Origin of the sequence: Poseidonocella sedimentorum (genome assembly GCF_900116005.1) — a bacterium.
GTDB classification, from domain to species: Bacteria; Pseudomonadota; Alphaproteobacteria; order Rhodobacterales; family Rhodobacteraceae; genus Poseidonocella; species Poseidonocella sedimentorum.
Genome location: NZ_FOYI01000004.1, coordinates 210,704 through 237,495, shown reverse-complemented (window position 1 = coordinate 237,495; position 26,792 = coordinate 210,704). Strand labels below are relative to the sequence as shown.

Genomic DNA, 26,792 nt, shown 5'->3' with positions numbered 1-26,792 from the left:
CCTCCTGCCGCGCCGTGCCGCTCGGGCGGGCGCTTATATGGGTGCTGCAATCACGTTTCATGATGAAATCCGGCGTCCATGCCGCTTGGTAGAAATTCGTCGAGCCGCGCGCGCAGGTTGCTCTCCCGCTGGGGCTGGTGGATGTGCTGCCACGCGCCCATCTCGCTCTCGTCATCGGCCCCGGTGCGGATCTCGCGCGGGGCGGCGGTGAGGAGCTGCATGTAGCCCGCCCGGCCATAGCGGCGCTCTGTGAAACCGGGGCGGAGCGGCGCGGTCACGCGGCGCAGGATCGCGGCCTCCTCGGCGGGGCTCAGCATCGGGTTGGCCTCCTCGGCGGCGGCCAGGGCCTGTGCGCGTGCAAGGCTCGGCTGGCAGCGGTAGCGGCGCGGCACGCGCGCGCCGGGCGGGATGTAGCTGAACCGGGCGCAGCCGGTCTGGGTGTCCTGGGCCGCGATGGCGATGTCCCACGGATCGCCGGGGGCGAGGGCCGCGTCGAGCAGGCTGTTGGAGACGAGCGTGAAGACCCGCGCCGAGATCTTGCCGATCACGGTGCATTCCCGGAGGCTCACCCGCGCGGCGGGGCTGGTCCCGTCCGGGGCGGCGAGCGCGATGTTCTCGCGGGCGGTGGCGTCGATAATGCTGTCGGTTGCGGTGAGGACCGTGCTGGGGTGGCAGCGGATTCCGCCCAGAATGCAGCGGTCCAGCTCGACGATGACATTGGGTGCCTCGATGATGAGCGAGGGCGCGGCGGGCTGGTCGGGCGTGCCGTTCGCCTGCGCGGTGATCCCCGGCAGGAGCGTCACGTGGCGCAGGGTGAGCCGCCTGAGCGCGTTGGCCCCGTCGTCCGGCACGATGAGCGCGCCGCCCGCGATCAGCAGGCCGTTCAGGGTGATCTCGGCCTCCGCCGCCCCGGTGAGCGCCATGTCGGCCCCGAGCGACAGGGTCGGGCGCTGGCCGTTGGCGGCGCGCAGCTCCAGCCGCTGATCCTCGGCAATGTCGATGGCGACGGCACCGGAATAGGTCTCGCTGTCGGTGATCTCCACCGCGCCGCCGGTGGCCACCTCGGTCAGCTCGGCCTGCAGATCGCCGGCAGCATCGACGGGCCGCAACGGGCTCAGCGCCTCGGAAAACCCTGCTGCCCGCTCATAGGCGCCGCCGCCCAGATCGCCCATCAGCGCGGTCTGCGCCTCGACCTCGACCAGCTCCGGCGCGGGCGCGTCGGCGGGGGTGTTGATCCGCCCGAGAACCGGATCGATCGCGACGACGCCATCCGGCGCATGGGCCCAGCCGCCGCCCGCATCCGAGAGGTTGCACACGCGCAGGCCCGAGGGCGGCACCTCGTTCCCGTCGACCCAAATTCGAAAGGCGCGCGGGGTGAACGCGGCGAGATTGGCCGCGAGGTGCCGCCGCTCCAGCGGGATCGGCAGGTTGACGGCGCCCGCGAGCGTGTCCGTCCCGGTCTCGCTTTCGGGGAGGTTGAAGAGCCGGGTGTCGAGGCCCAGCGGATGCACGGTGAAACGCCGCGCACCGCGCACGAACGCCCGGTGGCGGGGCCAGGCATCGGGGCGCAGCCGCCAGAGCGCGATGCCGATGTTCTGGACATTGTGCCGCCCCTCGCCGAGCGGGATGCGGCCGGTGTCCACGGTGTAATGCGCGCTGTCAAACGCGCTGCCGAGCGCCTCCAGCCGGGGGACGCGGCGCATGTCGAGCGCGCCGTGGGCCTCGGGGCGGATGTGGTTCATGAATTGCGGGTGCGCAAGCAGTTGGAAATACTCGGTCACCTTGGCGGGCCAGTTCGTGGCCCCCCGCGCGACCTCTTCCAGCGCCGCCGCCGTGCCCTTGGCGCGGGTGAGGGCGATCCACCGCCCCACCAGAGCGCGCTGGCTCACCGGGCCGACGTCATGCACCGGCCGGTAGCCCACCAGCGCCCCGAGATAGGGCACGAGCCAGTCCTCGCAGGTCTCGATGAACTGGTTGTCGTAGAGCCGGTCGGCCTCCTCGAAGAGCGTGTCGCCCTGCTCGCCAAGGAGCGCCAGAAGCGCGCGCAGGGCCTCGCCCGTCTCCGCATCGCGGGCGCGCAGGATCTCGGGCAGCGCGGCATAGAGCCAGTCGCCGGAGGGCATGGGCCGGGTCATGAGAGGACCTCCAGGTAATCGAGTGGTTCGGGGTGCAGCATCAGAAGCTCGGCGCCCTGCGCGGGCCCTGCGCTGTCGGCGTGGAGCACCTCGCGCCGCTGGGCTGCCGCACCGCGATAGAGCCGGTCGAGCGTGACCGCCTCGACACCGGCCACGCCCTGCATCACGGTGATGACCTCGGAGGCAAAGACCGGGGCGGAGAAGGCGCGCGCTTCGAAGGCGTAGGCGGCGCGCAGGGCGGCCTCGACCGCGGCGAGCACGTCATCGGCGATGTAATCGGGGTGGGGTTTGACCTTGGCGGCGAGGCGGAAGTAGCGGGGCCGGAAGCTCCGGAGGCGGAAGCGCGCGAAGGGCAACCCATCGGCGGTCAGCGCATCGCGCAGTGTGGTGTGGAGCGTGGTTTCGGGGGGCAGTTCGGCGGCCTCTTCGCCCGCGACGGTCACGACCACGCCGGGCTTGATCGCGCCGGGCAGGCGGACCCACTCGGCCCGGGCCTTGGCGATGCCAGCGTAGGACCGGCTGTAATCCTCGAAATCCGACAGCGAGACCACGCGCCCCAGCGTCCGCAAGCTCATCGGCAATTCGCTCCGCAGCGCTTCGGCGCTGGCCGGATCGGCCCCGCCCTCGGTGGCGAGCGGGTTTTCGACCCCGTCGAGCCCGAGCGGACGGGTCATCAGGATGTTGAGCTGGCCCGCCTCGACGCGCCCCTCCAGCCCGAGCCCGGTGCGATAGCTGACCGAGATCGTCTCGGCCCCCTTGGCCGGGCTCGCCGCGAAATCGGGATTGCCGAAGCCCACCGTCGCCACGCCCTCGGGGTCGGTGGTCAGGGTGAAGCCGCGCAGGTTCGGCTGGGGGTCGAGGAAGTCGGGGACGCGGTCCCACCGCACGCCGTTGACACGCAATGTGAGCTCCGGGCGCACCCCTCCGGCGACATCGGCGCTTACATGGGTGAGCGGCTTTTGCCGCAGGGTGAAGCTCTGGAACCGTTGGCCCGGATCGCCGCCGCCGAGGATCTCTTCGGTGGTCTCGCCATGGTTGGCCGCGGCGACATTGGCGTTGATCCGCAGGGCCGTCCTGTCGAAATCCTCGCGCAGCGGTGCGCTCAGGGTGAGCTCGGTGGTCCCGCCCGCGCGGATCTGGTGCTCCACCCCGGCGATCTCGACCAGCCGGGTGATCGGCGCGGCGAGCCCATCGGCGAATTGCCCGCGCAGGAAGATCTTCTGGCCGTTCTGCAACCCCGGCGCCCAGGTGTCGAGCGCAAGCTGGGTCTCGCCGGCTCGGAGCGGCGTGCGCAGCGGGCTGCGCGGCAGGTCGATCCACTCGGAGCCCGCGTGGATCGTCGTGCCGCGGGTGGAGAAGCTGCCGAAGCCCGCGGCGCTGTGGAGCGTGAGCCGCGTGACCTTGCCGGTGATCGCGAATTCCGAGAGCGAGACCTCGCCCGTATCCTCGATTCCGTAGACGCCCCAGCTTGCCCCATCGCGCAGAACCGCGTAGCCGCCCGCGCCGATCTCCTTGATTACCCGGTCGAGATAGACCGCGCCGTCGCCGTCTTCGAGCACCGTAAGCGATGCGTCGGCCCACTCGGCCGCGCTTGCATCGTGGTAGGGGGCGGGGTCGAACCCGTCGATGAAGACGTTGCCAGCGCTGTCCGAATTGTAGCGCGGCACGTCTCCGGTCAGCGAGGGGGGAAGCGTGTCGAACGCCGGGGCGGCGTTGCCGAAGGCGCCCGCAGCTTCGCGAAAGACGAGGATCCGCGGCGGCGTCTCGGCCAGACCGCGCAGCGGGTCAAACAGCGCGGCTTCGCTGAGCGCCTCGGCCTCCAGCAGCTCGGTCAGCGCGCCGGCACTGAGCGTCTGGCCAAGCTGCGCGGCAAGGACCGGGGGCAAGACGGGCGCCGTGGGGGCGGGCGGGGCTGTGGCGGCCTGCTCTCCGGGGTCTGTGGCGAGCGGGTCGATCTCGAGCCGGGTGAGGTCCACCGCGCCGGGATCGGCGGCGATGTCGGCGGGCTCCAGCACCACGGCGCGGATGAGCGCGAGCACCGGCGCGCCATCCTCGGCAAAGAAGACAAGCGCATCGCCGGGCACGAGCCCGGTCGAGAGGCCCGAAAGGTACAGCGTCCGGGTGGCGGCGGTGAGCGTCTGGACCGCGCCCTGCTGGGGCCGCATGGCGTTCCAGGCGGGCCGGGCCGGAATGGCCTCGGTTGTCTCGAAGATGACCGGGCTTTCATCGGGGCCCGGCGTGCTCTGGACCTTGATGCCCGAGGGCAGCGTCGTGGATTGCGGCGCGCCGGGCGTGGTGCTCATGGTGAAGGCGAGCGTGGTCTCTGCGGCGGCGCCCGGGTTGGGCCGGTAGCCGACAAGCGCGGCGAGCTGGTGCAGCGACCAGAGCTCGCCCGCCGTGTCCAGCAGCGTCTCTGAGGTGAGGCGATTGGCATAAAAGCTCAGCACCTCGCCACTCACGGCCCAGGCATCGAGCAGCGCGATGGAGAAATCGCGCCCCGGATCGCGGGTCTTGAGATCGGCAAGCGGGCCGTACTCGGCCGAACTCAGCCGGGCGGTGAGCGTCTCGTAGTAGGCCCAGTAATCGCCCGCGCGGGCGTCAATCGCCGAGAGGCCGGGGCGCTGCCAGCTCGCGCGCGGGGTCGAGACGGTGATCCCGTCGCAGGCGTCGCAAAGGCTGTGGGTCTCGCGCATCAACGTCCTCCCGTCATCTCAAACCGCAAGACGCCGTTGCCGGGGCGGCTTGGGTCATTGTCGAGCCGCGCGATTTCGCGCCGGCCGAGCTCCAGCTTGCGGGCCTCGAGCCCCGAGCTGCCCGCGTCTCCCATCCGCCGGAAGCGCGTGACCGAGACGGCGCGCACCCCCTCGACCGATTGCGCCAGCGCGATGAGCGGCGAGAGGTAGACCGTCTCGCCGAAGCGCATCCGGTCGGGGTGAAAGGCGCCGAGTGTGCCGTCGGGGAGGGTGCGGTTGGAAAAGCGCGCGAGCACCGCGGCCTTGACCTGCCCGCGCAGGTAGTCGCCGCAGACGCAGACCGTCATGTCGATCTCAAGCCCCACGTCGATCGGCCCCTCGACCTCCAGATCGCGCCCCGCCATGCGGTAGCGCTCCATGTGGGCGCGCAGGTCCGTCTCGAACTCCGGCGTGACCGGGCGGCCCCCGCGGCGATCCACGGTCATGAGCGAGGTGAGCCAGGAACCGGTGTGCATGATGTCGGTGACGCTGCCCTGAATCGGGCCTTCGGGCGGGGTGAAGCGGCGGGCCATGTCGTCATGGTCGGCGCGGGTGACGGCGCGGTCCTGCCGGCGGAAGGCGAAGGGCGCGCGGCGTTTCATCTCGGCGACGCTTTCCGGCATCCGCCCGCCGGTGCCCGGCGTCATGTTGCGCAAGGCGGCGATCTCGGCGACATCGCTGCGGATATGAGCGAGCTGATCGGCGCCGATATTGCCGCGCGGCCCGAGCCCGACGCGGTAGCGCGCGGTGAACGCGGTCCCGGCGTTGGGCCGCATCCCGTTCACGTCATCGCCAAAGCGCAGGGTCGCGCGGCCGTTTGTCTCGACCTCGGGGACCACGTCGCGCGCGGTGGCGTCGCTGCCCAGAAGGTCGCGCCGGGCGGTGTAGGGCCGGGTCGCGCCGCCGGACGTGGCCTCCAGCGTGAGCGCAGGCTGCGGCGCGCCGGGGGCGGCGAGCAGGGCCGTGGCGCCGGCGCCCGGATCGAGCGGGGCGGCGAAGCTGAGCGGGATCTCGGCGAGCACGGGGGCGAAGCGCGGCGTGATCCGCTCGGCCTCCTCGGGGGCGCAGAGCGTCTCGGTGCAATCGCGCGTCGCGGCCTCGGCGAGCGCCCGGGGGCCGCGCCCGGGGGCCCAGCTGCGCGTCGGGGCGGGCACTGTGCCGAGGTCCTCGTCCGCCACGGTGCGCCCGTGGTCCGCGAGAAAAACATTGCCGCGCGCAACCGAGACATGGGGCAGGAAACGGCTGCCGAACCGCGCATCCGTTTCGGCCGAGAGGCAGAGCGGGCGGGCGAGCGCATCGTCCGCCATCCATTCAATCTCGGTGATCTCATCGCCGGTGACCGGGTCGGTCAGCGGCACGCCGGGGCTCTCGAAGGCGCGGACCTCGCTGAGCCGGACGACCGGGCGGTTGGCGCGGTCGCGGTCGGCGGGGTTGCCGGTGCGCGGGCCGACGACTTCTTCGAAGGCGAGGAAAAGGGCGGGGGCGAGATCGGGGTGGTGGCCCGCGAGCGTCGCGGCGGTCGCCCCGGCGGGCAGGGCGCAGCGCTGGTCGGACCAGGTGTAGAACCGCAGCTCGTTGTGGTCGGCAAACAGCGCCTCGAGCGGGGTCAATGCCTCGAAGACGATGGGCGCGCGGGCGAGGATCTCCGGGTCCGCAGGCAAGCGCAACGGCTGGCCCGAAAGCCGCGTTGTGAGCGCGGTGCCGACCGGGATGACGGGCTCGAAACCCGGCCCGGCGGGGGCGGCATCCGCGCGCGCCTCGATGTGAACGAAGAGCCGCGCGGTCTGCCCCTCATCAAGGTCATAATCCACCAGCTTGCCGAGCCGCCGCGCCGAGATGCGCGATTGCAATGTGGTGATATAGGCCTCCGAATGGCCTGCGTCCTGAGCATAGGCGACGCGGTCGGCGAGGACCGAGAGCGCCTCGATGACGGCCATCTTCTGGTCCACGGGGTGCGGCGCGGGCACGTCCGGCTGGAGCGTGGCCAACCTGTCGAGCATGGCGGCGCGGAAGCTGTCGGTGTCGCGCGCGAGGTAGGAGATTTCGGGCATCTGCTTCGGCTCGGGGCCGCAATCGCAGGGGCTCAGGCAGTCGAAATCCGACGGGCATTCGACCTTGAAGCTGAACGCCACCGCGGCAAGCTGCGGGTCGATCTCCACCGGCGGGCGCTCGTCCAGAAGCCCGCGGCGCAGGCGGATCACATGCGGATCGAAATCGCCCGCGCTCACCAGCTCGACCACGACGATGTTTGTCTGGCCCCCGAGCCCGGTGGTCACGCCCGCCAGATCGAGCGGCCCGGCGGGCCCCTCGACGACGACCTCATCGGGCCCGTAGCTCTCGGGGGCGGGGTCCTTCAGCAAGTGGATGTGAACAAAGCGCTGTCGATCGGCCTCCACCGGCGCGCTCATGTCGATGACCTCGACGAAATCGATCCCGTTGAGCGGGCTGAGGCGCGTCGCCTCGCGGCGGCGGTCATCGCAGCAGAAATACATCATCCGTCCGCTCCGGTCTCGGCGTCAAAGCGCGCGTGGCCCGCGTCGCCGGTGGCGCGGATGCGGTAGGCGATGTCGATGCGCAGGCTGCTGCCCTCGGGCCGGACGTCGAGCCCGGTGAGCTCGATTTCGCGCGCAAGATGCTCCAGCACGGCGACCTGGATCGTCATCCGCGCGGCCTCCGCCGTCTCGGGCGAGGCGGGGGCGAAGAGCAGGTCCGGCAGGCCGCAGCCCATCGCCGGGCGCAAGAGCCGCTCGCCCTGACGCGTGAAGAGCAGCTGTTCCAGCAGGTCGGTCACGTGATCCGCGCGGCCCACCTCGGCGGTGGTGCCATCGGCGGCAAAGCCGAAGGGGAAGGCGATGGAGTAGGCGGCGTCGGTCATGTGGCGATCACCCGGGTTTGCGTGGCGGCGGGCAGGAGCGGCGTGCCGGTGGGCGCGGCGATGGACTGGCTGTCCATCAGAACGAAGGGCTGGCCGAGCGAGCTCACGCGGAGCGAACCGGTAACGAAACTCGCGGTCACGCAGGGCCCGTTGCCCGCAGGGGGCGGCGGCATGGCGCAGCCGGCAACAACCCAGGGCGCGGTCTGGAGCACCGTGGGCTGGCCCGAGACCAGCACGCGCGGATTGGGCACGGTCGGCTGGGCCTGACCGCCATGCGCGCAGAGCACGGTCGCGCCGATATGCAGCATGGGTCCGGGCATGTCGGCTCCTCCTCCTATATGACCGTGAGCGCGCCGGCGTTGATGTCGACCGTCGGGCCGACGAGCGTGATGGCGGCGCCCTTGCCGTTGTTGATGAAAATGCCGGTGTCGTTGATTGCGATGGTGGCGCCGGTGGTGCTCTGGAGGGTGATCCCGCCCACGCCCATCGGCCCGCCCGCATCGGCCACCACGATCCCGTTCTTGGCCAGCGTCTGGACCGTCACCGCCGAGATCGCGGGCGGCACGGTATTGGCCAGCGCGGGCTTGTCGGCGACCGATCCGGGGAAGGTGCCCATCCAGACCGGGTAGTCCGGATCGCCATCGAGATACATCACGTAAACCCCCGTGCCCGGTTGCGGCACGGTGAAGAACCCCTGGTTGATGCCGCCCATCGGAAAGCAGGGCGCGGCCCATGTGGAGACGCCGAGCCCGGTCACATTGGGGACGATCACCTGAATCCGGCCGATCTGTTCGGGGTCGGGCGTGCCCATGACTGTGCCGCTGTAAATGCCGGTGAAACGTTCCATCATGCAGGTACCTTTTCGACTGTGGAGAGGACGCCGTTGCGGGTGAGCTCGAAATTCTGGGTGAGACTGCCGGGAGCGAAGTCGGTACGCACCATCGCGGCATAGTGCAGCCCGTTGAACGGCGCGCCAAAGCCGCGCAGGCTGACGAGCTTGTGGGGCTTGAGCAGTCGGCCGTAGCGGATCACGTCGAGCTGGCCCGAGACCTTCATCGGCGCCTTGTTGATCTGGGCGGCCTTGGCCATGCCGATGAGCGCGCCCTGCACCGGGTTGTATTTGGCCGAATCCGTGATCGGCGTGATCTGGAGCGGGATCGGCGGGATCGCCCCCAGAGGCGGGTTGAGCAGCGGGTTGGCCACGGTCGGGATCGGGATCGGAACCTTGGTCTCGGGGTTGAGGATGACGACGATCGGCAGCGTCGCGTCCTGGGTGTTGAACCCGCCCGAGGCGCTCGTGAGGTTCTTGGCCGCGTCCATGTCGAAATCGAGCGGCGGTTGGACCTCGCCCATCGGGATCTCGGGGCCCCAATAGGCGAAGGACATCCCCACCTCCGGCCCCGGCTCCATGCGGAAGATATAGCCCACGTCATCGGCGAGCTTTCGGATATAGGCGAGGTCCTTGCCCTGCTGGTGCGGAATGCGCGAGGTCGGCAGGGGCACGTCGAGCAGCACCGAGGGAATGACCTTGGGGATGATCCCGAGGAAGGCGTATTTGGCGAGGATGAGGCCGACGCGGGCGAAATCCGGCGAGGCCGGGTAGATCATCTCGCGGAAGGCGATGTAGTCGAGCACGCGGCTCATGTCCTCGCCGGTGACGGTCAGGCGGGCGCTGCCCGGGGCGGGGCCGGGGCTGACCTCGTGGTTGGTCATGACACCGTCCATGAGCACGCTGTCGCTGCCGTTTACCCGCGCCGAGATCACAACCCGGATCATCGGAATCGGCGCGCCGCCCGAGAGCATGAAGACGGTCATGAGCGGCGAGTTCTGGTCGATCTCGAAGACCAGCTGGAAGACGCCCGGCGCTTCGGCGGTGGCGCTGGTCACGCTCGCCGAGACGAGCGCCTTCATCACATCCTCACCCACCGGAATCGGCACGGCGGGGCCGATGTGGAGCCGCAGCTCCGCGCCGGTATGGGCGCCCGATGTCATGGCTGAGCCCTCATTTGAACCGGTCCCGCGAGAAGGCCGGAGCCTCGCCGATCGCCAGCCGCGCGCCGACCTCGTCCAGCGCGGTGCGGGCGTCGCGGATCTGGTTGGCGTCGAGCAGTTTCCAGCCCTGCGACGGCGTGCCGAAATGCTCCGCCGCCAGAAGGTCGAGCCGGTCGCCGCCGCGCACCCTGGTCATGCTGCGGATGTCGACCGTCCCCGGTTGCGGCAGGAACCGCCGCCCGGTGAAGCGCACCTCGCGCCCATCCGCGAGCGTTGCCGTCTTGAGCGGCGCGCCGTGGTAGCGGCTGTCCTCGGGGAAGGGGGCCGTGCCGGCATCGACCGGGGTCAGGAGCTTGGCGATATCGTTCATAGCGCGCCCTCCACGCCCATCGCGCTCGCCGCGCCCGCGGGCAGTTTCGCCGCACTCGCCTCGACCGCGCGCAGGTAGCTGAGGTAGAGCGCGCCGCCCCGGCTGGAGGCGCCGAGGTCGTCCACGGTCAGCACCCGCAGCGAGAGGTTGACGCTCGCCTGCAGCGGGTAGAGGCGCGTGTTGTGGAGGCTTTCCGCGACGCTCATGGACTGGATCCGCACCGGCGCGATCTGGTCCGGCCCCCAGACAAAGAGCGTGAGCGGCTGGATCATCGGCAGGATCTCCAGCGCGCCGGATTGCTGCAGCGCCTCGTTGTCGGTGATCTGCTGCGCGGTCGGGGAAATGAGCGACTGCAACAGCGCGATCCGGGGCCGGACGCCCTCACGCCCGGTTAGCTCATCCCCCGCATCCAGCCCGTCCGCCGCATCGAGCCGAACCTCCACGGTGATGGTCTCGGTCGCGGGTCCAGTAAGGCGCAAAGGCGCGGCCCGGTTCGGCCCGTCACCGCCGGAATTGATCTGGAAACTCCGGCTGAGCCGGTCGGGATTGACCTGCAACGGCAGGCTGTGGCGTACGGCCCCGGTGACCGGGTCCAGCACCACGAACCCGCCCTTGAGAAACTTCGGCTGCATGCTGGTCATCACCCGTCCTCCGCCTGTTGCGCGCCCTGCGATCCGCGCTCTTGCTCGGGCGCGACGCCCACTGGATCAACCTCGCCATAGGGGTTGCGGACAACGCGGAAGCTGAGGTTTGCGGAGTCCACTTTGGGCACCAGCAGGTTGCGCCGCAGGGTGACGCTGCTGGACGAGGAGCGGCGGTGCATGTCCTCAAACGACTGGGTCTCGCTGATCGTGTCGGTCGACCCGGAACTCTGGCTCGCTTCGCTCTCGACCGAGCGCCCGAGGGAGGATTGCCGCGCGCGTTCATGGACCGCGCGCGCCCCCCGTGTGCTGCCCTCGCGCTCCTCCTGTGACCGCCGTTCCGCGCCGCCGGTGCCCTCTTGCTCGACGGTCTCATCGCTCGTGGTGGAGGATCGGCCGATGTTGAAACTTCGGGTGCGGGCCTCGCTCCAGAGCCGCGCGGCCCGACCGTTCAGCGTCCCACCGACGGTGAGCTGCCCTTCGCTCCCGACATCACCGCTGAGCCCGATTTCAAGCCCCGCGCTTACCCCGTCCACCAGGCTCAAGAGCCCGCCCAGCACCCGCGCAGGCGCCGCAGGCAACTTAGCAAGCACCGTCCCGATAAGCCCCGAGCCGATGTCCTCCAGCCCGACCGACCCGGAGCCGGTGATCCCCAGCGTGGCGCGCAGCGCTGTCATCGCCTCGGCGGAGAGCGACGCGCCGATTTCCAGCTCGGTCGAGGTGGTGTCGGTGGTCGATTGGGCCATGCCCGTCTCCATCGTGACGAGGTCCTGATGGGATTGCTGCACGCTGCGGTTCCAGCTTTCCTCAAGCTCCACCGCCCGCATGCTTTCGGTCGAGACATCATTGCTCAGCTCGATCGAGCTGGTGTCCGTGTCCGTGGTGTCGCGCCGGTCTTCCACGCGCTGGCGCGTGCCCTGATCCTGGCGGTCCTCATGGCTGTTGGTCTGGCTGCCGCCCCTGCGCTCCTCGCTTCCGCGTTCGTTCGCCCGCTGCTGTTCGATCTCGCCAATTGTCGAGGCCCCGAGCTGCACATCAAGATTTGCTTCGATCTCCTGATTCTCGACCGCGTTCACCGTCGGGTACGGCTTCGCCGGGATGACCTTATCAGTGGCAAAGGCATAGGCAGGCGCGTCCGCGGGATCCTGCGGCACCACCCAGATCGCCATCGACGCTTGCCCCCCCTGATCGATCGGATGAGCGGCCCCGGTCGTGATCGGGACATCGGTGGCGTTCCGGCCCGGGACCATCAGGTTGTTGCGCAAATCGCGAAAGGCCGAGAGGCCTTGGGGCTTGTGCTTCATGTTCTTGACCATGATGCCACGAAGCTGGCTGCCCAGGACCGGGGTGCTGTTGAGCGTGGTGTTGATCTCCCATCGCACCGGCACGGTCTGCCCGCCTTGACTCCCGCCGCCGCTCGGCTCGACGCCGAGCCCGAGCAGGGTGGCCAGTTCGTTGGCCTGCTGGCTATCCAGCGCACTCAGGATCGCCTGTTCGCCATAAAGTCGCACGATCTGCCGCCGGTCGATGTCGCTCGCCGCGCGCAGGATCTGGAGCACCGCCTCGCTGTCGCTGCCGGCGACATGGCCTGAGAGCATGTGGCGGATCATGTTGAGCCGGACCCGGACCGATTGCACTGCGGGCGGCAGGGCCGCGCGGGTGTCGGCCGTGGCCTCGGGGCCGAAAACGCGGGAGGCGATTTCACGGGCCATGTTGTCGGTGTCGGCGTGATCGACCGCGCTGAACTCGTAGCTTTCGCGGGCCATGGCGTTGATGAAAAGGGCAAGCTCGGCATCGGTGAAACTGCCGCCGCCGAACCAGCGGGCGAAGTTTTCGATAATGTCGGTGCCGCCGGGGCGGTATTCGCCGACGCGGCGGATCGTGCCGGGATCGTCCGCGCCGCGGCGTTGCTCGCTCACATGGGCAAGCTCATGGGCGATGATGCCGCGCCCGTGCGGTGTCTCGGGGCGGAAGGCGCCGCGGGCAAAGCCGATGTCGCGCCCCTGGGCGAAGGCCGTGCTGTTGAGGGCGCGGGCGGTCTGGTCGGCCTCGGGGCCGGTGTGCAGGCGCACGTCCCCGAAGCGCTCGCCGAAGGCGCCCTCCATCTGGCTGCGCAGATCCCGGTCGAGCGGGCGGCCCCCTTGGGGCACGGTGGCGGGCTGCGGCGCTGCATCGGGCGCGCGGGCGGGCGCCGGGCCAAGCGCGCCGCCGTGCAGCGCCGCAAGGCCGGGCTCGGCGCTCAGCCGCTGTTCAACTCGCGCTTCGGCCGGATCATCGCGCCGGCCGACCACTGGCCCTGCGGGTTTGTGCTGCTGTGCCTGATCACTCATCGCCCGATCCTCCCGGTTTGGCCGCGCGGATTTCAGGGCCGACGCGCTGCGCGATCCCCGCCGCCGCGCGCGCCGCATGGGCCTCCATGCTGCGGGGAAGCGGGGGCGCCGCCGGGGCGCCCGTGGGGGCCATCCGTGCCTGCACCGCGCGCTTCAGCGCCTCGGCAAAGGCGCCTTCCTGACCGCGCATCGTGCCCGGCAGGGTGAGCCGCGCGATGGAGAGATGGACCGGCCGGCTCATCGCCCGACCCTCCGCCGCAACACGCCCAGATCGACCGGCTGCGCGAGCTTGGCGTTTTCCGACTCCAGAGCCGCGACGATGTCCTGCAGTCCGATCGCCCGTCCCGCCTCGGCCGCGCGGAACCCCGCGCCAAGCGCCGCATTTCGGATCGTCCCGCCGGTGGCGGGCAGGGTCGCCAGAAGGGGGATGTCGATCTCCCCCAACGGCGCCGCCTCGGGGAAGGCCGCGGCCCAGAGCCGCGCCCGCTCCGCCGCGCCGGGAAAGGCGAACTGGACCGCGAAGCGCAGCCGCCGCAGGAAGGCATCGTCAATCGCCCCGCGCATGTTGGTGGCGAGGATGCAGGTCGCGGGCGAGGCCTCCAGCCGTTGCAGCAGGTAGGCCACGGTCATCGCGGTGAACCGCGCGGCCCCGCTCTCGCCATCGCCGCGCTGGCGAAAGAGCGCCTCGGCCTCGTCGAAAAACAGCACCGCGCCAGCGCGTTCGGCCCGGCCAAAGACCCGGTCGAGGTGTTTTTCCGTCTCGCCCACGTATTTATCGACCACCTGCGCGAGGTTGACCGACAGCAGCGGCAGGTCGAGCGCCCCCGCGATCGCTTCGGCAGCGAGGGTCTTGCCGGTGCCCGAGGGGCCGGAAAAGAGCGCGCTGACCCCCAGCCCGCGACTGCTGCGCGCGGCAAATCCCCACGCGCGATAGACTGTCGCGCGGTGGCGCACCTGGGCCAGAAGCGCGCGCAGGGCGGCCTCCGTCGCGGCGGGCAGGATGAGGTCCGCAAGCGTGGCGCGCGGGGTGATGGCGGTGAAGAGCGGATCGGGCGGCGGGGCGCAGAGGCGCCGGGTCGCGGCCCATGCGGCGGCCGGGCGCGCCTCTGGCGGCACATGGGCGAGGCCGGTTGCGGCGCGGGCGATGTCATCGGCGCCGAGGGCGAAGGCTTCGGCGAGGGGGGCGAGTGCGGCGCTGTCGTCGAGCTCCAGCGCGGCGGCCCAGAGCGCGGCCCGCTCGGGCGCGCCGGGCGGCGCAAGCGTAATCTGGTCGCAGCCGGGCGGCAGGGCCTCGGGCGCATCGAGCGCGGGCGCGGTCAGCAGCGCCGTGCCCTCGATCCGGGCGAGCGCCTCGCCGAGACCCGCGTCGATGCGGGGCAGGTCAAACACCGGCAGAACCCGGTCGAGCACGGTCTCGCGGGCGAGACGGCGCAGGACCGCCTGCCGCTCCTGCGGGGCGAGCCGCAGCAGACCGGGGTCGATCGACAGGGTGTCACAACCGAGGCTGGCGGCGAGGTCGCTGGCGAGCCGCTGGCGCGTGGGGCCGTCGCTGCCGGTGATGAGTGTCAGGGCGCGCCCCGCCGTTTCCGCCGCCTCCGCGAGCCGGTCGGCGGCCGGGCCGATCTCGGCAGCGGCGGGAGCGGTGAGCATCGCGGCGGGCCCGGGCGGGCGCAGGTAGGGCAGCAGAGCCGCGTCGGGCCCGGCGTGGCCGAGGCACCAGTCAAGGCAGCGCGGATCGAGGAACGCGCGCCGGTCCGTGCGCCGGCCGCTTTCCGCCATCGAGATCAGCGCCCAGCTGCGCAGCACGGCCGTGGGCAGAAAGCTGTCCCACCCGAGCGCGGGCAACCGGGCGAGCAGCGCGCCGATGGGCAGGCCCGTCGCCTCGGCGCTCCCTCCGGCAAGCGCCGCGAAGTCCCGGTCCAGCTCGGCGCCGGCGAGCAGGGCGACGGCGAGGGCTTCGGGATCGGAGAGCCCGAACCGCGCGGCAAATTCGGCGAAGGTGCTGCCCCCGATGTCCTCGGCGCGCAGCGCGCGTTCCTCCGATAGCGCGGTCGTCAGCCGGTCGAGCACCGCCGCAACGCTGGTTTCACCCGCGTCTTGCGCCGTCGCGGGCCGGGGGATCTCGGCGAGAGTCATGCGGGCACCGTGACGATCTGCGCCGGGTCATAGACCGGCGGTTCGGGGGCGAAATCGGGCCCCGTGGGCGCGACCTCGCGGGTGATGAGCCAGCTTTCGACCCCATCCACCCGCAGCCGCACCGGGTAGGCCCCGGCGGGCAGGTCCGGGAAGGTGAACTGCGCCGTATCGGTTGCGGCGGTGCGCGCGGGCGCGACGGCCCCGGATCCGCCGAGGAAGAGCTCCACCATCTGCCCGGGCCGAAGCTCGGGCGCGGTGGTGAGCGAGACCTCGACCCGGGGCGGCGGCCCGGCGATACGGCTGACCGTGAGTGGTGGCAGGGCCGGCACGGGCGCGATCTGGAGCGCCGCTGCATTGGAGCGATAGAGAGGATCGCCGCCCCCGCGCCGCGCGGAAATCCGCACCTGGCAGGGGCCCGCGGCCATGACGCCCGGCGCGGCGGGAATGGTCACGGTCTGGGCGCGATCGGTCCCGCCGGGCTCGGGCACCACGTCCACTTCCGCGGCCAGCGCGGGGCTCTCGAAATGGGCGGTGACATCCACCCCGCCGAGCCGCTCGCCGCGCAGGACAATCACATCGCCCGGCCGCGCGCTCGGCTGGCCGTCGGGCAGGGTCACGGCGCGGATGAGCGGCGGGCCGATCTCCAGCGTCGGTTCGACCTGCGGCCCGGAATTGCCGCTGCCGATGGTCAGGACGGGAAGCGCCGACCGGCTGGGGCGGTCCTGCTGGATGATGACGGAGGAGACGCGATAGGCCATCGAACTGCGATAGTTGGTCTGGAAACTGGTCCAGATCCGCGACATCTCCTCGGCCGAAAGATAGACCGGCGCGATCACCAGCCGCTCGACCTGATCGGCGAGCCCGGTGGCGGCGAGCGCCTGCAGCGCGGGCGGCAGGGCCCCGGCCACGGCGGGCGCGGGCGAGAGCCCGGCGGCGATCTCGGCGCGGTCGAAACCGGGGTGTTCGTGCAGGATCTGCATCGCGTAGCCGAGCAGGATGTCCTGATGCAGGTCTTCGGTCGCCACGGCGCTGATGAGATAGAAAAGATCGAGCGTCAGCGGGGTGTTGGCGAGCCGTGCGCCGCGCGCGTCCCGCGTCGGCAGCACCTGATTGGCCCAGCCGGGCTGGTTCTCGACATTGTAGAGACAGACGTTGAGCACCGAGCCGTCCTCGACCAGATCAATCACCCGATCGGGAGGGCGGGCGTGGACAGTCACATTGGTGCCGAGGGAGGCGCCCACGTCATTGTCCACGAGCCCGTCGTTGAGCACGTCGCGCAGCAGCTGGGTGACCCCGGCGATGGCAAGCGCGGTGCTCATCGCGCCCCCTTGCGACGGCTGTCGCGGTAGGCCTCGAGCGTGAGGGACGGGGACCAGTCGGGCCGCTGCGGCGCGGCGGGCGCCTCGGCGGCGATCACGATCTCGCCGATGTGGACGTGGAGCGGCGCGCTGTCCGGGCCGGGGGGGTGCCCCCTGTCTTCGGCGTCCGGCCCGGCATCCCGGTCTGGGCCGCGCGCGGGGGCGGGGCGGGGAGCGGGCTCGGCGGCGTGTCGCGGCTCCGGCGCGGGGTGGGGGGCTTGCGGGCCCGTCATCTCGGCGCGGCTCGGGGCCGGGGGCGCGGCGGGGGAGAGCTCGCGCGCGGCGTCTTCGGCAGGGGGCATCATGCGCGGCGCCTCCTCCCCGCGCAGGCGGGCCACGGCGGCGGCGATCTCGGCGGCGATATCGGGCATCTGCGGCGGGGCGGCGGCGGGGGCCTCCGGCGGCTCGGTCCGGGGAGAGACGCGCGGGCGGCGCGCCTCAGGGGAAGGCGCAGGCGCCTCGACGGCGGGAGAGACCCGGGGCGCCGCCGCGGCCGGCTCCGGCGGAGCGGCGTCCATGAGGCGCGGGGCGTCCGCGCCGCGCGGCGTGGGCGGGGCCGCAGCGGGGCGGGCAATCTCGGCCTCCTCCGCACTCTGCGGCCCGGGCTCTTGGGGCGCGGTGCGCCGGCTCTCCACGGGCGTGCCGGGCACGTCCCGGGTAATCTCGGCCAGCTCCGGCGCGCTGGCCTCGCCCGCGAAATAGGGATCGATCCGGGGCCGCGCGAGGCGCGCCTTGCCCGCCGTCCGGGCGAGCAGGTCGGAGATGTATCCCGCCCCGCTCATGCCGTCACCATCGCGATATGCGCCGCGCGGCGGGCGGGAGAAAGCGCGAGGATTTCGCCGCTGGTCCAGCCGTAGCCGCGGGCGAGGATGTGGATGTCCCACAAAAGCTGCTGCGCCCGGGCCGCGATCCGGCGCCAGAGGATGTCGAGGATATCGACCCCGGCGGCGTGGCGCGCGCCACATTCGGCGCAGTCGTGGGCAAGACGCAGATCCTCGATTCCGGCCTCTTCGGCAAGCCGGGCCTCCAGCGCGTCGAGCAGGGCTGGCGCGGGATCGGCCTCGTCGATCAGATCGGCCAGAAGCGCCCGCCGCGCCGCGTCTGGATCGGGCTGGCGCAGGGCGCGGGCGAGATCGGCGCTGTCGGGCAGGCGGTAGGCGAGCGCGCGCCCGTCGTGGACAAGGCGCCGCCCGGGTCGGCCCGGGGCGGGCACACGGGACAGGATGTCGTCAAGCCGCAGATCGAGCTCCGTCTCGCCGCCGCAATCGGGGCAGACCGAGGTGAGCTGCAACTCCGGACCGAAGAGCGACTCCGCCAGCCGGAAGAGCCGCATGTCGCGCTCGTCGATCGGCAACCGGGCCAGCGCCGCGCGCGGCTCGCCGGTGGGCCCGGAGAGCAGCGTGAGCGCCCGGTCGATGGGATGCTCCCCTGCGCCGACCTCCCAGAGGTCGAGCAGCATGGCGTCGGTGGAGGCGGTCATGATCAGGCGGCCGGTATGTCAAAACTTGGCTCGCCGGGGACGGTGACCTCCGTGTCGCGTTCCCAGCCCTCGTGTTCGAGCTTGATCGACTGGATGGCAAAGGCCGAGCTGTCGGCCTGCAGGTCCGGGAAGGCGCGGAACTCCGAGACCCAGGCGCGATAGATGTTGTAGCCAAGCACGCTCTGGCCCGCCTCGTTGTAGATCTCGAGGTAAAGGTCCTTGCGGAAATCCGACAGCGAGACCTCGGCCCCGAGCGCCGCGCCATAGGCCCAGACCTTGTTGGCCCAGACCTCGAACTCGGTGTTGTTGGTCACGCCCCGTTCCATCGTGATCGGCTCGTATTTCACTTGGCCGGGCGATTTGCGCATCAGGGACGGATCGCCCCCCTCGCGGTATTCCATCACCTCAACCGTGCGCGAGAGCGCGCTGACCTTGTTGACGGCAAAGAAATAATCGCCGCCCACCTCCTTGATGCGGAACTTGTAGCCGGCGTAGGGGATCGCGCGGGTTCCGGTTGTGTCGAGCTGTGTCATCGCGGGCTCCTTCAGGCGTCTTGCTGGATTTGCAGTTGCAGGCTGATCACCACGAATTCCGCCGGGCGCAGCGGCGCGAACCCGATGAAGATGTTGACGATCCCGGCGTTGACATCCGCCGGCGTCGTGGTGGTTTCGTCGCAGCGGACGATGTAGGCCTCGGAGGGCGAGGCCCCCTGAAACGCGCCCTGACGGAAGAGCCCCTGCATGAAGGATTTCGCGGCAGAGCGCATTTCCGTCCAGAGCGGGGTGTCGTTGGGTTGGAACACCGCCCATTGCAGCCCGTCGAAGAGCGAGCTCTCGATGAAATTCGCCATCCGCCGGACCGGCACGTACTTCCAGTCAGAGGCCAGAAGATCAGCGCCCTGCAGCGTCCGCGCGCCCCAGGAGACGTTGCCCGGAATGTCGAAATTGCGCAGTGCATTGAGGCCGAGCGGGTTGATGACGCCGTTTTCCTGATCGGTCATCGCGAAGTCGAGCGCGAGCACATTGGAAAGCCGCGCGGTGATCCCGGCCGGGGCCTTCCAGACGCCCACCTGCCCATCGGTGCGGGCCCAGACGCCCGCCATCGTGCCCGAAGGCGCGACCGAGCGGGGCCGGTTGTCGAGCCCCGGATCGGGGACCTGCACATTGGGCACATAGGCGACCGCGTATTCCGAGCGCAGCCCCGCATCGGCGATGGCGTCAAGCCAGGCCTCGCATTCCTCGATCGTGTCGGTGCCGGGGGGCGGGTCGATGAAGACCATCGCCCGGCGCTCCTCGCAATAGGCGATCGCGGCGCCCATCACGGCGGCGAGATTCGCGGTCGAGCCGAGCGCTGCGGCTTCGGGAATCGACAGCATGGTGAAGGCGGTCACGTCGTCGAGCGCGTAGATGCCGGTGCGGGTGGCGCGGTTGCCGCGCAGGGTCGCGGCGTCGGGGGCGGAGCCATCGGTGCCGGCGCTGCCGGCCGACTGGAACCCCGCGGCCCCGTTGCCGGGCGCGTATTGCAACACGTTGATCTGGGCCGCGTCGAGCGAAAGCCGGGCCGCGAGATCGCCCACGTTGTCGGCGATGCTGATGAGCGTGGCGGGGCTGTAATCGGTCGAGTTGCGCCCCGGCGCGATGCGCAGCTGGGCGCCGATCACGGTGACGGAGGCCTGCGACCAGAGCCGGTCCGCCGGGAAGGCCGCGCGGATCGCGCCCTGCAGCAGCGCGGCGGCGTCCGCGAGGGTCGTGGGCGGCGCATCGACCGGAACCTCGACCTCCTGCGCGCCGGTGCCGAAATCGATGTCGAGCGTGTTGGCCGCGGCGATTCCGGCGAACTGGGCGGTGTCCACCGTGCCCGAATAGAACCCGGTGGGCGCGGGCAGCCCCCCGGTCCAGCCGCCATCCCGGCTGAGCTGGACAAGGCTGGACTGCGCGTTGACCACGTCGATCGCGTTGCGCGGCCCGGCGGTGATGGTGAGATTGCGGTAAACCTCGGTCTGGACCGGTTGCTCGATGCCATTCTCGACTAGCACTTCCGAGATCGTCAGGTTGAACTGCGAGGCCGGGTCGGCGCTGCGGTGATCGACGTCGATCCGCAGCGCATTGGCCCAGGTGCCGGGATCGTCATGCGAGGTGCCGGCGATCTGGCGCCCGGCGGTGAAGCGCAGCGTGTCCGAGGGCCCGGCCACATCCTGCACATCGATCACCGCGGCGCTCGCATCCGCGCTCACCCGGACGCCGTAGCATTGCCCGCCGCCGTTCAGGAAGAACTGCGAGACCGCGAAACTGGTGGGGTAATCGCTGCTGAGCCCGCCCAGATCGCTCTCGAAATCGCCGAGGTTGAACAGGCGCATCGGCATGTTGAGCGGCCCTCGGGCAAACGCGCCGACAAACCCCGCGATAGAGGTGGGCGCGCCGGCGATGGACCGCGCCCCGCTTGGAATTTCCCGAACGTAAACGCCCGGATAGGTTGGAACAAACGCCATGTGCTTCCCCCGCAATCAAACGCACCTCTCCCGGCCCTGCAAAATCCGTAGCAGGGGTGGGCAAGACGCTGGGTGTGTTGGATCGGAAGAGCCGCCGGGTAGAAATAATAAATTGAATTTTCAGATAGTTAGTGTGCAACCGACGCTCCCGATCAATCCATCGAAAACGTAAGCCGACTGTGACACGGACCTTACGTCAATTCAAGGTTCTCTCCTGTGCCACCGCGCGGCGCGGGGCCGTCTCGCCGCCTTGCGCGAGGCGAGAACGCGGCGCAGGACCGGCAATGCCGCAGCATGGCGAAATCGCGATTAACCAAAGCTTCTCAGATAGGTAAGCGGCGGGTTTCAAGTTTGCATCGGCAGGGGCGAGGCGGGTCGATCGTCCTCGGCAAAACCCTGCCGAATTCGTCGCGATCCGGAGCGATCCAGTGCGGCGGAGGCGGTCATTCGGGGCGCAATCGCCCTTCGGTCAGCCCCGGGATAGCGCCGGAAAGGGCGGACAACCGGACGTTGATTCGATGCCGGAGCGTGCCGCCCCTCTCAATCGGGCTTGCCGCGCAGCTTCTTGACCTCGCTGCGCACCTTCTTGGCCTTGATCCGACGTTCGACCGAGCCTTTGGTGGGCCGGGTGCGGATCCGCCGCTTGGGTGCGTGGGTCGCTTTTTCGATCAGCTCGGCCAGCCGGTCGCGCGCGATGTCTCGGTTGCGGCTCTGCGAGCGGGTTTCGTCGACCTGCAGGATGAGCGCCCCGTCCTTGGTCCAACGCCGCCCGGCGAGCCGCTTCAGCCGCGCCTTGACCGGCCCGGGCAGGTTGGGCGAGCGCTCCGCTTCGAAGCGCAGTTCCACCGCGGTGGAGACCTTGTTGACATGCTGCCCGCCCGGCCCGGAGGCGCGGACGAACTGCTCGGTCAGCTCCCACTCGCCGATCTCGATTGTCTCGGTGATCTTCATGAGGTGAGTCATAGGCCGCGCGGGCCACGCAATCAAATGGGGCCGTTGATTTGGCCATCAAAAAAGGGTCGCCCGGCGATGGACGACCCTTTCGAGAATTTACGGAGGTGGGGGCCGGTTAGGCATGCCACCAATCCGGGATATCACGCCACCAAGGTCTGCCTCAGTGAATGCTCTCCCGCACTGTTCCGACACCTCTCTCCAATGTTTCTCTCGACACTGGATCACCTCCTTTCTCTAAGTTTCGCCTAGGAGAACGGTGGCACAGATCCGGTGTTTGTCAAAACAAAATTACACCGCACGCGGCGAAAGCGCGCCGACAATGAGCCGGAATGGCAGCAAAGCGATCAAAGCGACGGCAAGTTTGACCAGCCAATCGGCCACGCCGAGCGTCACCCAGAGCGGCGCGGGGGCGCCGAGCGTCATGAAGGGCATCGCGTCGAGCGCCCAGGAAACCTGCCCGTCGGCGGCGGCGCCGAAGGAGAGGAAGCCGGCGAAGGCGATGGTGAAGAAAAGGGCCGTGTCGAGCGCCGAGCCGAGCACCGAGGAGACCAGCGGCGCGCGCCACCACGAGCCCGCGCGCAGCCGGTTGAAGACCGCCACGTCGAAAAGCTGGGCGATGAGGAAGGCCGTGCCGGAGGCGATGGCGATCCGCAGCGGGACGGCGGGGCCATATTCGAGCATGATCTGCGAGCCGATGAGCGAGCAGACGACCCCGACGAGAAAGCCGGTGAAGACCACCTTGCGCGCCGCCGAGACGCCGTAGAGGCGGTTCATCAGGTCGGTCACGAGGAAGGCGAACGGGTAGGTGAAAGCGCCCCAGGTCAGGAGCCCGTCGAGCAGCAGGAACTGCACGAGGATGTTGGAGGCAACCACGATGGCCGCCATGGCGAGAACGCCGGGGAGGAGGGTGCGTGTCATTATATCTGGTCCGTTTTGACAAGGTCGCGGAGACTTGGCCCGGGTGATCCGGAACGGCGGGCGTCTACAGGGTACCACGGATCAGGGCAAGACGTATTCGACGAATTCGCTGCGTTGGAAGAACTTGAAATTGTCGTCCGAGATCATCGTCAGCCGGGTGCGCCCCTCCCCGTCGCGCCAGACGGAGAGCCCTTCGAGGTTGTCGTATTGGCCAAGCTCGCTTTCCAGCAGGACCTCTTCGGAGGCGATGCTGTCGCCCGACAGGGTGAAGCGGCGGACGCGGCTTCGGAACTGCAGCAGGGTGAAGGCGCGTTCGAGCACGTAGAGCGCGCCGTCGGGGCCGAAATCGGCGCCCACGGGCAGGTAGCGGTCGCTTTCGGAGAGGCGGAAGGGCACCGACCAGTCGGGTTTGCGAAACCGGTAGACGGGGAAGCCCGGCGCGCCGTCGGGGGCCCGTTCGGGGATGGCGTAGATGTCGCCGCGCGCGTCGATGGCCAACGCTTCGAGCGAGGCGTTGGATTCGAAGTCGCGCCAGCCGGGGATCTGCTTGACCCAGCGGGCGTCGTCCAGCGCGCTGTCGTAGTGCCAGATCCGGGTGAAGCCCTCGAAGGAGATGTAGAGCCGCCCCTTGGGGTGCCACGAGAGCCCTTCGGTGTCGGGGTGGAAGCGCTGCGGGTAGGTGCCCTCGTCGTCCTTCAGGCGGATGTGGCGCACAGCGCGCACGCCGGTGATCCGGTCGTCCTCGCGCTCCAATTCGCCGCGAAAGGCGTGGCCCCGGTCCGTGATCGCGATGAATCCGCGCCCGTCCGCGTCAAGCTCCAGCCCCGAGAGCCCGCCGAAGGCCCAGTGCTCTTCGTCCCAGGTGAAGCTGGAGAGGGGCTGCGCCGGGTAGGCCGCTTGATCGCTCGCGCCGATTGCCAGCGCCCCGGACACGCCCCAGAGCGCGCCGCAAAGCGCCCCCAGAGCGGCCGCGCCTAGCGCGACTGAAGGACCGAAACGCATTGGTTGGGCAGGCTCGCGAGCATGAGTTCGCGGCGCGGCGCGGGGGCCGGCGCGTTGGGATCGGGCGGGGGCGGGTTGATGATATTGTTGACCCAGGTCTGGGCGTCGGCGCAGCCATCGCCAGCGGGCGGCGGGGCCTGATCGACGCAGCCCTCAAGCCCCTCGGGGCAGCTCAGCCGCACATGGAAATGGTAATGGTGCCCCCACCACGGCCGGATCTTGCGCAGCCAGTCGCGATCGCCGGTCTCGTCATTGCACATCCGCACCTTGGCGCCGGGGAAGACGAAGATGCGCGCAACGCGCGGATCGGAGGCGGCGGCTTTCAGCACCTCGTGATGCTGGGGCGTCCAGTTGCCGTTGGTATAGGCGCCGGCCGCCCGGCGCAGCGAGATCGAGGATATCTGCTCGCGCTCGGCGGCGGTGAGGTCGAGCCGCTTGGGCGGCAGCATCCAGATATCGGCGTCGAGGCCGATCTGGTGACTGGCGTGGCCGGTGAGCATCGGGCCGCCGCGCGGCTGGCTCAGATCGCCGACATAGAGCCCCTCCCAACCCGGCTGGCGCGCGGCCTTGGCCGAGAGATCCTTGACGAACTCGATGAGCTCGGGATGGCCCCAGTTGCGGTTGCGCGACAGGCGCATCGCCTGCCATGTGGGCCCGGTTTCGGGCAGTTGCTCGGCGCCCGCGAGGCAACCCTTGGCGTAGCTGCCGAAGGGGGCCGGGCGCTGGATGGAGGGCGCGGGTTTGGCGCCGAAGAGCTGCTTGGCCGGGGTGCCGGCAAGGCTTTCGGGAATCGCCGCGGTGGCGATGCGCGCGGTCGGCGCCGCGGCATCGGAGCCGCTCGTGGTCGAAGATCCGCCGCCGCAACCGGCGAGCAGGAGGCCGATCAGACCGGCTCTGAGGATCCGCGGGCGTAGAGGCCCTGTGCCGAGGATGGGTTTGCCTGCCATTGGGGGGGTATCTCCCTCTGCTTTCACATAGCGTAGCAGGAAGAGGCCGAGCAGGAAAAGCACGATCAGCGGGGTGACGCCGATTTGCTGGCTTCCGCTCAGATCCGTGACCAGCCCGATACTCAGCGGCGCGAGGAAGCTCGTCGCCTTGCCCGCCAGCGCGTAGAGGCCGAAGGCTTCGGTCATGCGCTCGGGGTTGGCTTGTCGGACCATCATCGTGCGGCTGGTCGAGCCGAGGATGCCGCCCGCCGCGCCGATCACCGCCCCGATGATGTAGAACGTCAGGTCCGGCAGGCGCGAGCCCGCGTCGATCGGGATGAGGAAGAGCCGCTCGCGCGAGACGAACACGGTCGCGATGGCCACGGCCAGAAGCGCGAGGATCGCCAGCCGGATCACCGGTTTGGGCCCGAACCGCGCATCCCACTTGCCCCCGATCCAGGCGAAGACCGCGCCGGAGATGACCGCGAGGATGCCGAAGATGCCGGTGTCGACCACGCTCCAGTCGAGCACGCCGGCGGCATAGATCCCGCCGAAGACATACATCCCGTTGAGCGCGTCGCGGTAGAACATCGAGGAGGCGAGATAGGCAAAGAGCGACGGGGTCCGGGGCAGGCCGCGGATCGTCCCGCCCAGCCCGCGCAGGGCGGCGCGCACCGCGCCCTTGGGCGGGCGGGCGATGCGCGGATCGCGCACGAAGAGCACGAAGGGGATCATGAAGATGACGTACCACAGCGCGGTGAAGGGCCCGACGCTGCGGGTGCCTTCGCGCGCGGCTGTGTCGAAGCCGAAGGTGGCGGGATCGAAGCCGATGAAGGTCCGCCCGGTGGCGGAATCCTCGGCCAGAAACAGCAGCATGATCACCAGCGCCAGCAGCCCGCCGCAATAGCCGAAGGCCCAGCCGGAGCCGGAAATGCGGCCGATCTCTTCCTTGGTGCCGAGGTCCGGCAGCATGGAGTTGGTAAAGATCGTGGTGAATTCGAGGCCAATGAGTCCGATCGCAAAGAGCGACATGATCAGGAGCAGGTTGTACTCCCCCGGTACGGCCAGCCAGAGCCCCGCCGAGCCGAGCACGTAAAAGCCCGAGAAGACCCAGACCCACTTCAACCGGTTGCCCGAGACATCCGCCATCGCCCCGAGCGCCGGGGCCAGCAGCGCGATGATCAGCCCCGCCGCGCCGACGCCATAGCCCCAGACCGATTGCGCCGCCGTCCCGTCGTCGAGCAATTCCTTGATATAGGGCGCGAAAATGAAGGTGAGCAGCAGGGTCGCGAAAGGCTGGCTGGCCCAGTCATAGAAGAACCAGCCCCAGATCCGCTTGCGTCTGGTTGCGTCCATGCTCTGCCTCCGCGTTTTGCCGCGATATGACAGGGTTTGGCGCGTTTAGGCAAGGGTGTCCTGCGCCGGGGTGCCCTGCATGGCGTCCTGCATCGGCGGCCAGGGGCGCAGCGCATCCGCGGCGATCCAGGCCGCGACCCATTCGGGCATCGGCGGGCAAGTCTCCTTCAGGCCCATCGCCGCGAGGACCGCGCTCGGGGGGATGATCCCGCCCTTGCCGGTCACGGCCGAGCGGTAGAGGATGTGGTTGCAGCAGGTGCCCTTGCGGTCGAACATCGCCTGTTCGAGATAGAGGAACCGCTCGTCCCAGCAGACCGCACGCGAATGGGTCTCGATGCGCTGGAACGCCCGGACGCGCGCCCGGTAGCGCACGCTGGCCCCCGCCATCGTCAGGCCCCAGCGGTTGTCCCGCAGCACCTTGACCAGCCCCGTGCGCTGCGCCAGCGGGATGCGGGCGAGATCGTAAAGCGTCAGCGTCCGGCCGTTGTTGAGCTCCATCCACATGTCGATATCCCACGGCCAGCAGATATGCTGCGAGACGTGCGTGCCCAGCAGCGGCAGCGGCGGCGCGTTGCGGTGCTTGATCATTTCCTTGGTCATGCGGATGAATGGGTACATTGGCCGGCCTCCTTGGCCCCTCTGCGAAGCATTGCCTTACGCTTGCGTCAACCACTACCTCGCGGAAGGCTTGCGATTTTTCGCCGCGGTGCTTACCTCGGTGCAAATCACTCAGCGAGGCCCGGCCGATGCAATCCCTTTACCAGATCCTGATGCTCCTTCTCGACGTGGCATGGTTCATCATGATCGCCCATATCATCATGAGCTGGCTCATCAGCTTCCAGGTGCTCAACCTGCACCAGCCGCTCGTGGCCAATATCTGGAGCGGGCTCAACCGGTTGCTGGAGCCGATTTACGCGCCGATCCGGCGCGTCCTGCCGGCGACGGCGGGGCTCGATCTGGCGCCGCTGGTGGCGTTCATCGCGCTGATCGCGATCCGCATCATCTTGCAGAATAACGCCGCGCTCTTCTTCTGATCCGGGGCTTGCCCCCCAACCGCTAGTATGAAACCTTTCCTGCCAGAGCAGATCTAGACAGGATT

The 26,792-nt window shown here is 69.8% G+C and carries 23 protein-coding genes and 1 pseudogene; 1 reads left to right on the top strand and 23 read right to left on the bottom strand.

The features are described from left to right. Window positions 1-50 precede the first annotated feature (50 nt). The 23 genes and pseudogenes from BM353_RS08120 to BM353_RS08015 form a co-directional block, all read right to left on the bottom strand. Window positions 51-2,135: a hypothetical protein gene (locus BM353_RS08120; RefSeq protein WP_092079093.1), complete on the bottom strand. Its 2,085-nt coding sequence runs from the start codon at window positions 2,133-2,135 to the stop codon at window positions 51-53. Next, complete coding sequence (locus BM353_RS08115; RefSeq protein ID WP_092079090.1) at window positions 2,132-4,828, bottom strand: putative baseplate assembly protein; 2,697 nt, start codon at window positions 4,826-4,828, stop codon at window positions 2,132-2,134. Before BM353_RS08115 ends, BM353_RS08120 begins: the two co-directional genes overlap by 4 nt. Beyond that, on the bottom strand, window positions 4,828-7,362 hold the full coding sequence (locus BM353_RS08110) for a baseplate J/gp47 family protein (RefSeq protein ID WP_092079087.1): 2,535 nt from the start codon (window positions 7,360-7,362) through the stop codon (window positions 4,828-4,830). Before BM353_RS08110 ends, BM353_RS08115 begins: the two co-directional genes overlap by 1 nt. After that, window positions 7,359-7,742, bottom strand: coding sequence for a GPW/gp25 family protein (locus BM353_RS08105; RefSeq protein WP_092079084.1), 384 nt, complete (start codon window positions 7,740-7,742; stop codon window positions 7,359-7,361). Before BM353_RS08105 ends, BM353_RS08110 begins: the two co-directional genes overlap by 4 nt. Next, entirely contained in the window at window positions 7,739-8,062 is a 324-nt protein-coding gene (locus BM353_RS08100) for a hypothetical protein (protein ID WP_092079081.1), read from the bottom strand. Before BM353_RS08100 ends, BM353_RS08105 begins: the two co-directional genes overlap by 4 nt. A 14-nt stretch (window positions 8,063-8,076) precedes the next feature. Then, window positions 8,077-8,592: a phage baseplate assembly protein V gene (locus BM353_RS08095; protein ID WP_092079078.1), complete on the bottom strand. Its 516-nt coding sequence runs from the start codon at window positions 8,590-8,592 to the stop codon at window positions 8,077-8,079. After that, window positions 8,589-9,734 carry a hypothetical protein gene (locus BM353_RS08090; protein WP_092079075.1) on the bottom strand — a complete coding sequence of 382 codons (1,146 nt, stop codon included), beginning with the start codon at window positions 9,732-9,734 and terminating at the stop codon, window positions 8,589-8,591. Before BM353_RS08090 ends, BM353_RS08095 begins: the two co-directional genes overlap by 4 nt. 10 nt (window positions 9,735-9,744) lie before the next feature. After that, the gene (locus BM353_RS08085) at window positions 9,745-10,104 is read right to left on the bottom strand and encodes a hypothetical protein (RefSeq protein ID WP_092079072.1); all 360 of its coding nucleotides are present in this window, start codon (window positions 10,102-10,104) and stop codon (window positions 9,745-9,747) included. Then, on the bottom strand, window positions 10,101-10,745 hold the full coding sequence (locus BM353_RS08080) for a hypothetical protein (protein WP_092079070.1): 645 nt from the start codon (window positions 10,743-10,745) through the stop codon (window positions 10,101-10,103). Before BM353_RS08080 ends, BM353_RS08085 begins: the two co-directional genes overlap by 4 nt. Further along, window positions 10,745-13,075 (bottom strand): eCIS core domain-containing protein, encoded by a 2,331-nt coding sequence (locus BM353_RS08075; protein ID WP_177220495.1) that lies wholly within the window; start codon window positions 13,073-13,075, stop codon window positions 10,745-10,747. Before BM353_RS08075 ends, BM353_RS08080 begins: the two co-directional genes overlap by 1 nt. Further along, window positions 13,068-13,316 (bottom strand): hypothetical protein, encoded by a 249-nt coding sequence (locus BM353_RS16600; protein ID WP_143104127.1) that lies wholly within the window; start codon window positions 13,314-13,316, stop codon window positions 13,068-13,070. Before BM353_RS16600 ends, BM353_RS08075 begins: the two co-directional genes overlap by 8 nt. Next, the gene (locus BM353_RS08070; RefSeq protein WP_092079064.1) at window positions 13,313-15,211 is read right to left on the bottom strand and encodes an ATP-binding protein; all 1,899 of its coding nucleotides are present in this window, start codon (window positions 15,209-15,211) and stop codon (window positions 13,313-13,315) included. Before BM353_RS08070 ends, BM353_RS16600 begins: the two co-directional genes overlap by 4 nt. After that, window positions 15,208-16,530 carry a Pvc16 family protein gene (locus tag BM353_RS08065; RefSeq protein ID WP_092079061.1) on the bottom strand — a complete coding sequence of 441 codons (1,323 nt, stop codon included), beginning with the start codon at window positions 16,528-16,530 and terminating at the stop codon, window positions 15,208-15,210. The genes BM353_RS08070 and BM353_RS08065 overlap by 4 nt, the downstream gene beginning before the upstream one ends. Beyond that, complete coding sequence (locus BM353_RS08060) at window positions 16,527-17,351, bottom strand: hypothetical protein (RefSeq protein WP_092079058.1); 825 nt, start codon at window positions 17,349-17,351, stop codon at window positions 16,527-16,529. Before BM353_RS08060 ends, BM353_RS08065 begins: the two co-directional genes overlap by 4 nt. Next, window positions 17,348-18,049: a hypothetical protein gene (locus tag BM353_RS08055; RefSeq protein WP_092079055.1), complete on the bottom strand. Its 702-nt coding sequence runs from the start codon at window positions 18,047-18,049 to the stop codon at window positions 17,348-17,350. Before BM353_RS08055 ends, BM353_RS08060 begins: the two co-directional genes overlap by 4 nt. A gap of 2 nt (window positions 18,050-18,051) precedes the next feature. Further along, the gene (locus BM353_RS08050; RefSeq protein WP_092079052.1) at window positions 18,052-18,582 is read right to left on the bottom strand and encodes a phage tail protein; all 531 of its coding nucleotides are present in this window, start codon (window positions 18,580-18,582) and stop codon (window positions 18,052-18,054) included. 11 nt (window positions 18,583-18,593) lie between these two features. Next, window positions 18,594-20,537, bottom strand: a complete 1,944-nt coding sequence (locus BM353_RS08045) for a phage tail sheath C-terminal domain-containing protein (RefSeq protein WP_092079048.1) — start codon at window positions 20,535-20,537, stop codon at window positions 18,594-18,596. Window positions 20,538-21,077: 540 nt separating this feature from the next. After that, entirely contained in the window at window positions 21,078-21,488 is a 411-nt protein-coding gene (gene arfB / locus BM353_RS08040; RefSeq protein ID WP_092079045.1) for an alternative ribosome rescue aminoacyl-tRNA hydrolase ArfB, read from the bottom strand. A gap of 291 nt (window positions 21,489-21,779) precedes the next feature. Continuing rightward, entirely contained in the window at window positions 21,780-22,409 is a 630-nt protein-coding gene (locus tag BM353_RS08035; protein WP_092079042.1) for a queuosine precursor transporter, read from the bottom strand. Between the two features lie 81 nt (window positions 22,410-22,490). Beyond that, entirely contained in the window at window positions 22,491-23,411 is a 921-nt protein-coding gene (locus BM353_RS08030; protein WP_092079039.1) for an esterase-like activity of phytase family protein, read from the bottom strand. Continuing rightward, window positions 23,384-24,217 carry a penicillin-insensitive murein endopeptidase gene (gene mepA, locus BM353_RS08025; protein WP_245759604.1) on the bottom strand — a complete coding sequence of 278 codons (834 nt, stop codon included), beginning with the start codon at window positions 24,215-24,217 and terminating at the stop codon, window positions 23,384-23,386. Before mepA ends, BM353_RS08030 begins: the two co-directional genes overlap by 28 nt. A gap of 150 nt (window positions 24,218-24,367) precedes the next feature. Beyond that, window positions 24,368-25,693 (bottom strand): annotated as a pseudogene (locus tag BM353_RS08020) (MFS transporter); the annotation flags it as partial. Window positions 25,694-25,738: 45 nt separating this feature from the next. Next, entirely contained in the window at window positions 25,739-26,311 is a 573-nt protein-coding gene (locus tag BM353_RS08015) for an acyl-CoA thioesterase (protein WP_092079036.1), read from the bottom strand. A 128-nt stretch (window positions 26,312-26,439) separates the two neighbouring features. On the opposite strand from BM353_RS08015, the gene BM353_RS08010 reads away from it, so the two are divergent. Then, window positions 26,440-26,727 carry a YggT family protein gene (locus tag BM353_RS08010; RefSeq protein ID WP_092079033.1) on the top strand — a complete coding sequence of 96 codons (288 nt, stop codon included), beginning with the start codon at window positions 26,440-26,442 and terminating at the stop codon, window positions 26,725-26,727. The last annotated feature ends 65 nt before the right edge of the window (window positions 26,728-26,792 follow it).

What these genes read in the sequence shown, in the direction of transcription:
- BM353_RS08015 (WP_092079036.1), bottom strand. Translation starts at nt 26,311, where the DNA reads ATGTACCCATTCATCCGCATGACCAAGGAAATGATCAAGCACCGCAAC.
- BM353_RS08115 (WP_092079090.1), bottom strand. Translation starts at nt 4,828, where the DNA reads ATGCGCGAGACCCACAGCCTTTGCGACGCCTGCGACGGGATCACCGTC.
- BM353_RS08090 (WP_092079075.1), bottom strand. Translation starts at nt 9,734, where the DNA reads ATGACATCGGGCGCCCATACCGGCGCGGAGCTGCGGCTCCACATCGGC.
- BM353_RS08065 (WP_092079061.1), bottom strand. Translation starts at nt 16,530, where the DNA reads ATGAGCACCGCGCTTGCCATCGCCGGGGTCACCCAGCTGCTGCGCGAC.
- BM353_RS08075 (WP_177220495.1), bottom strand. Translation starts at nt 13,075, where the DNA reads ATGAGTGATCAGGCACAGCAGCACAAACCCGCAGGGCCAGTGGTCGGC.
- BM353_RS08035 (WP_092079042.1), bottom strand. Translation starts at nt 22,409, where the DNA reads ATGACACGCACCCTCCTCCCCGGCGTTCTCGCCATGGCGGCCATCGTG.
- BM353_RS08110 (WP_092079087.1), bottom strand. Translation starts at nt 7,362, where the DNA reads ATGATGTATTTCTGCTGCGATGACCGCCGCCGCGAGGCGACGCGCCTC.
- BM353_RS08095 (WP_092079078.1), bottom strand. Translation starts at nt 8,592, where the DNA reads ATGATGGAACGTTTCACCGGCATTTACAGCGGCACAGTCATGGGCACG.
- BM353_RS08070 (WP_092079064.1), bottom strand. Translation starts at nt 15,211, where the DNA reads ATGACTCTCGCCGAGATCCCCCGGCCCGCGACGGCGCAAGACGCGGGT.
- BM353_RS08060 (WP_092079058.1), bottom strand. Translation starts at nt 17,351, where the DNA reads ATGAGCGGGGCGGGATACATCTCCGACCTGCTCGCCCGGACGGCGGGC.
- BM353_RS16600 (WP_143104127.1), bottom strand. Translation starts at nt 13,316, where the DNA reads ATGAGCCGGCCGGTCCATCTCTCCATCGCGCGGCTCACCCTGCCGGGC.
- BM353_RS08120 (WP_092079093.1), bottom strand. Translation starts at nt 2,135, where the DNA reads ATGACCCGGCCCATGCCCTCCGGCGACTGGCTCTATGCCGCGCTGCCC.
- arfB (WP_092079045.1), bottom strand. Translation starts at nt 21,488, where the DNA reads ATGAAGATCACCGAGACAATCGAGATCGGCGAGTGGGAGCTGACCGAG.
- BM353_RS08080 (WP_092079070.1), bottom strand. Translation starts at nt 10,745, where the DNA reads ATGACCAGCATGCAGCCGAAGTTTCTCAAGGGCGGGTTCGTGGTGCTG.
- BM353_RS08085 (WP_092079072.1), bottom strand. Translation starts at nt 10,104, where the DNA reads ATGAACGATATCGCCAAGCTCCTGACCCCGGTCGATGCCGGCACGGCC.
- BM353_RS08105 (WP_092079084.1), bottom strand. Translation starts at nt 7,742, where the DNA reads ATGACCGACGCCGCCTACTCCATCGCCTTCCCCTTCGGCTTTGCCGCC.
- BM353_RS08010 (WP_092079033.1), top strand. Translation starts at nt 26,440, where the DNA reads ATGCAATCCCTTTACCAGATCCTGATGCTCCTTCTCGACGTGGCATGG.
- BM353_RS08045 (WP_092079048.1), bottom strand. Translation starts at nt 20,537, where the DNA reads ATGGCGTTTGTTCCAACCTATCCGGGCGTTTACGTTCGGGAAATTCCA.
- BM353_RS08050 (WP_092079052.1), bottom strand. Translation starts at nt 18,582, where the DNA reads ATGACACAGCTCGACACAACCGGAACCCGCGCGATCCCCTACGCCGGC.
- BM353_RS08030 (WP_092079039.1), bottom strand. Translation starts at nt 23,411, where the DNA reads ATGCGTTTCGGTCCTTCAGTCGCGCTAGGCGCGGCCGCTCTGGGGGCG.
- BM353_RS08100 (WP_092079081.1), bottom strand. Translation starts at nt 8,062, where the DNA reads ATGCCCGGACCCATGCTGCATATCGGCGCGACCGTGCTCTGCGCGCAT.
- BM353_RS08055 (WP_092079055.1), bottom strand. Translation starts at nt 18,049, where the DNA reads ATGACCGCCTCCACCGACGCCATGCTGCTCGACCTCTGGGAGGTCGGC.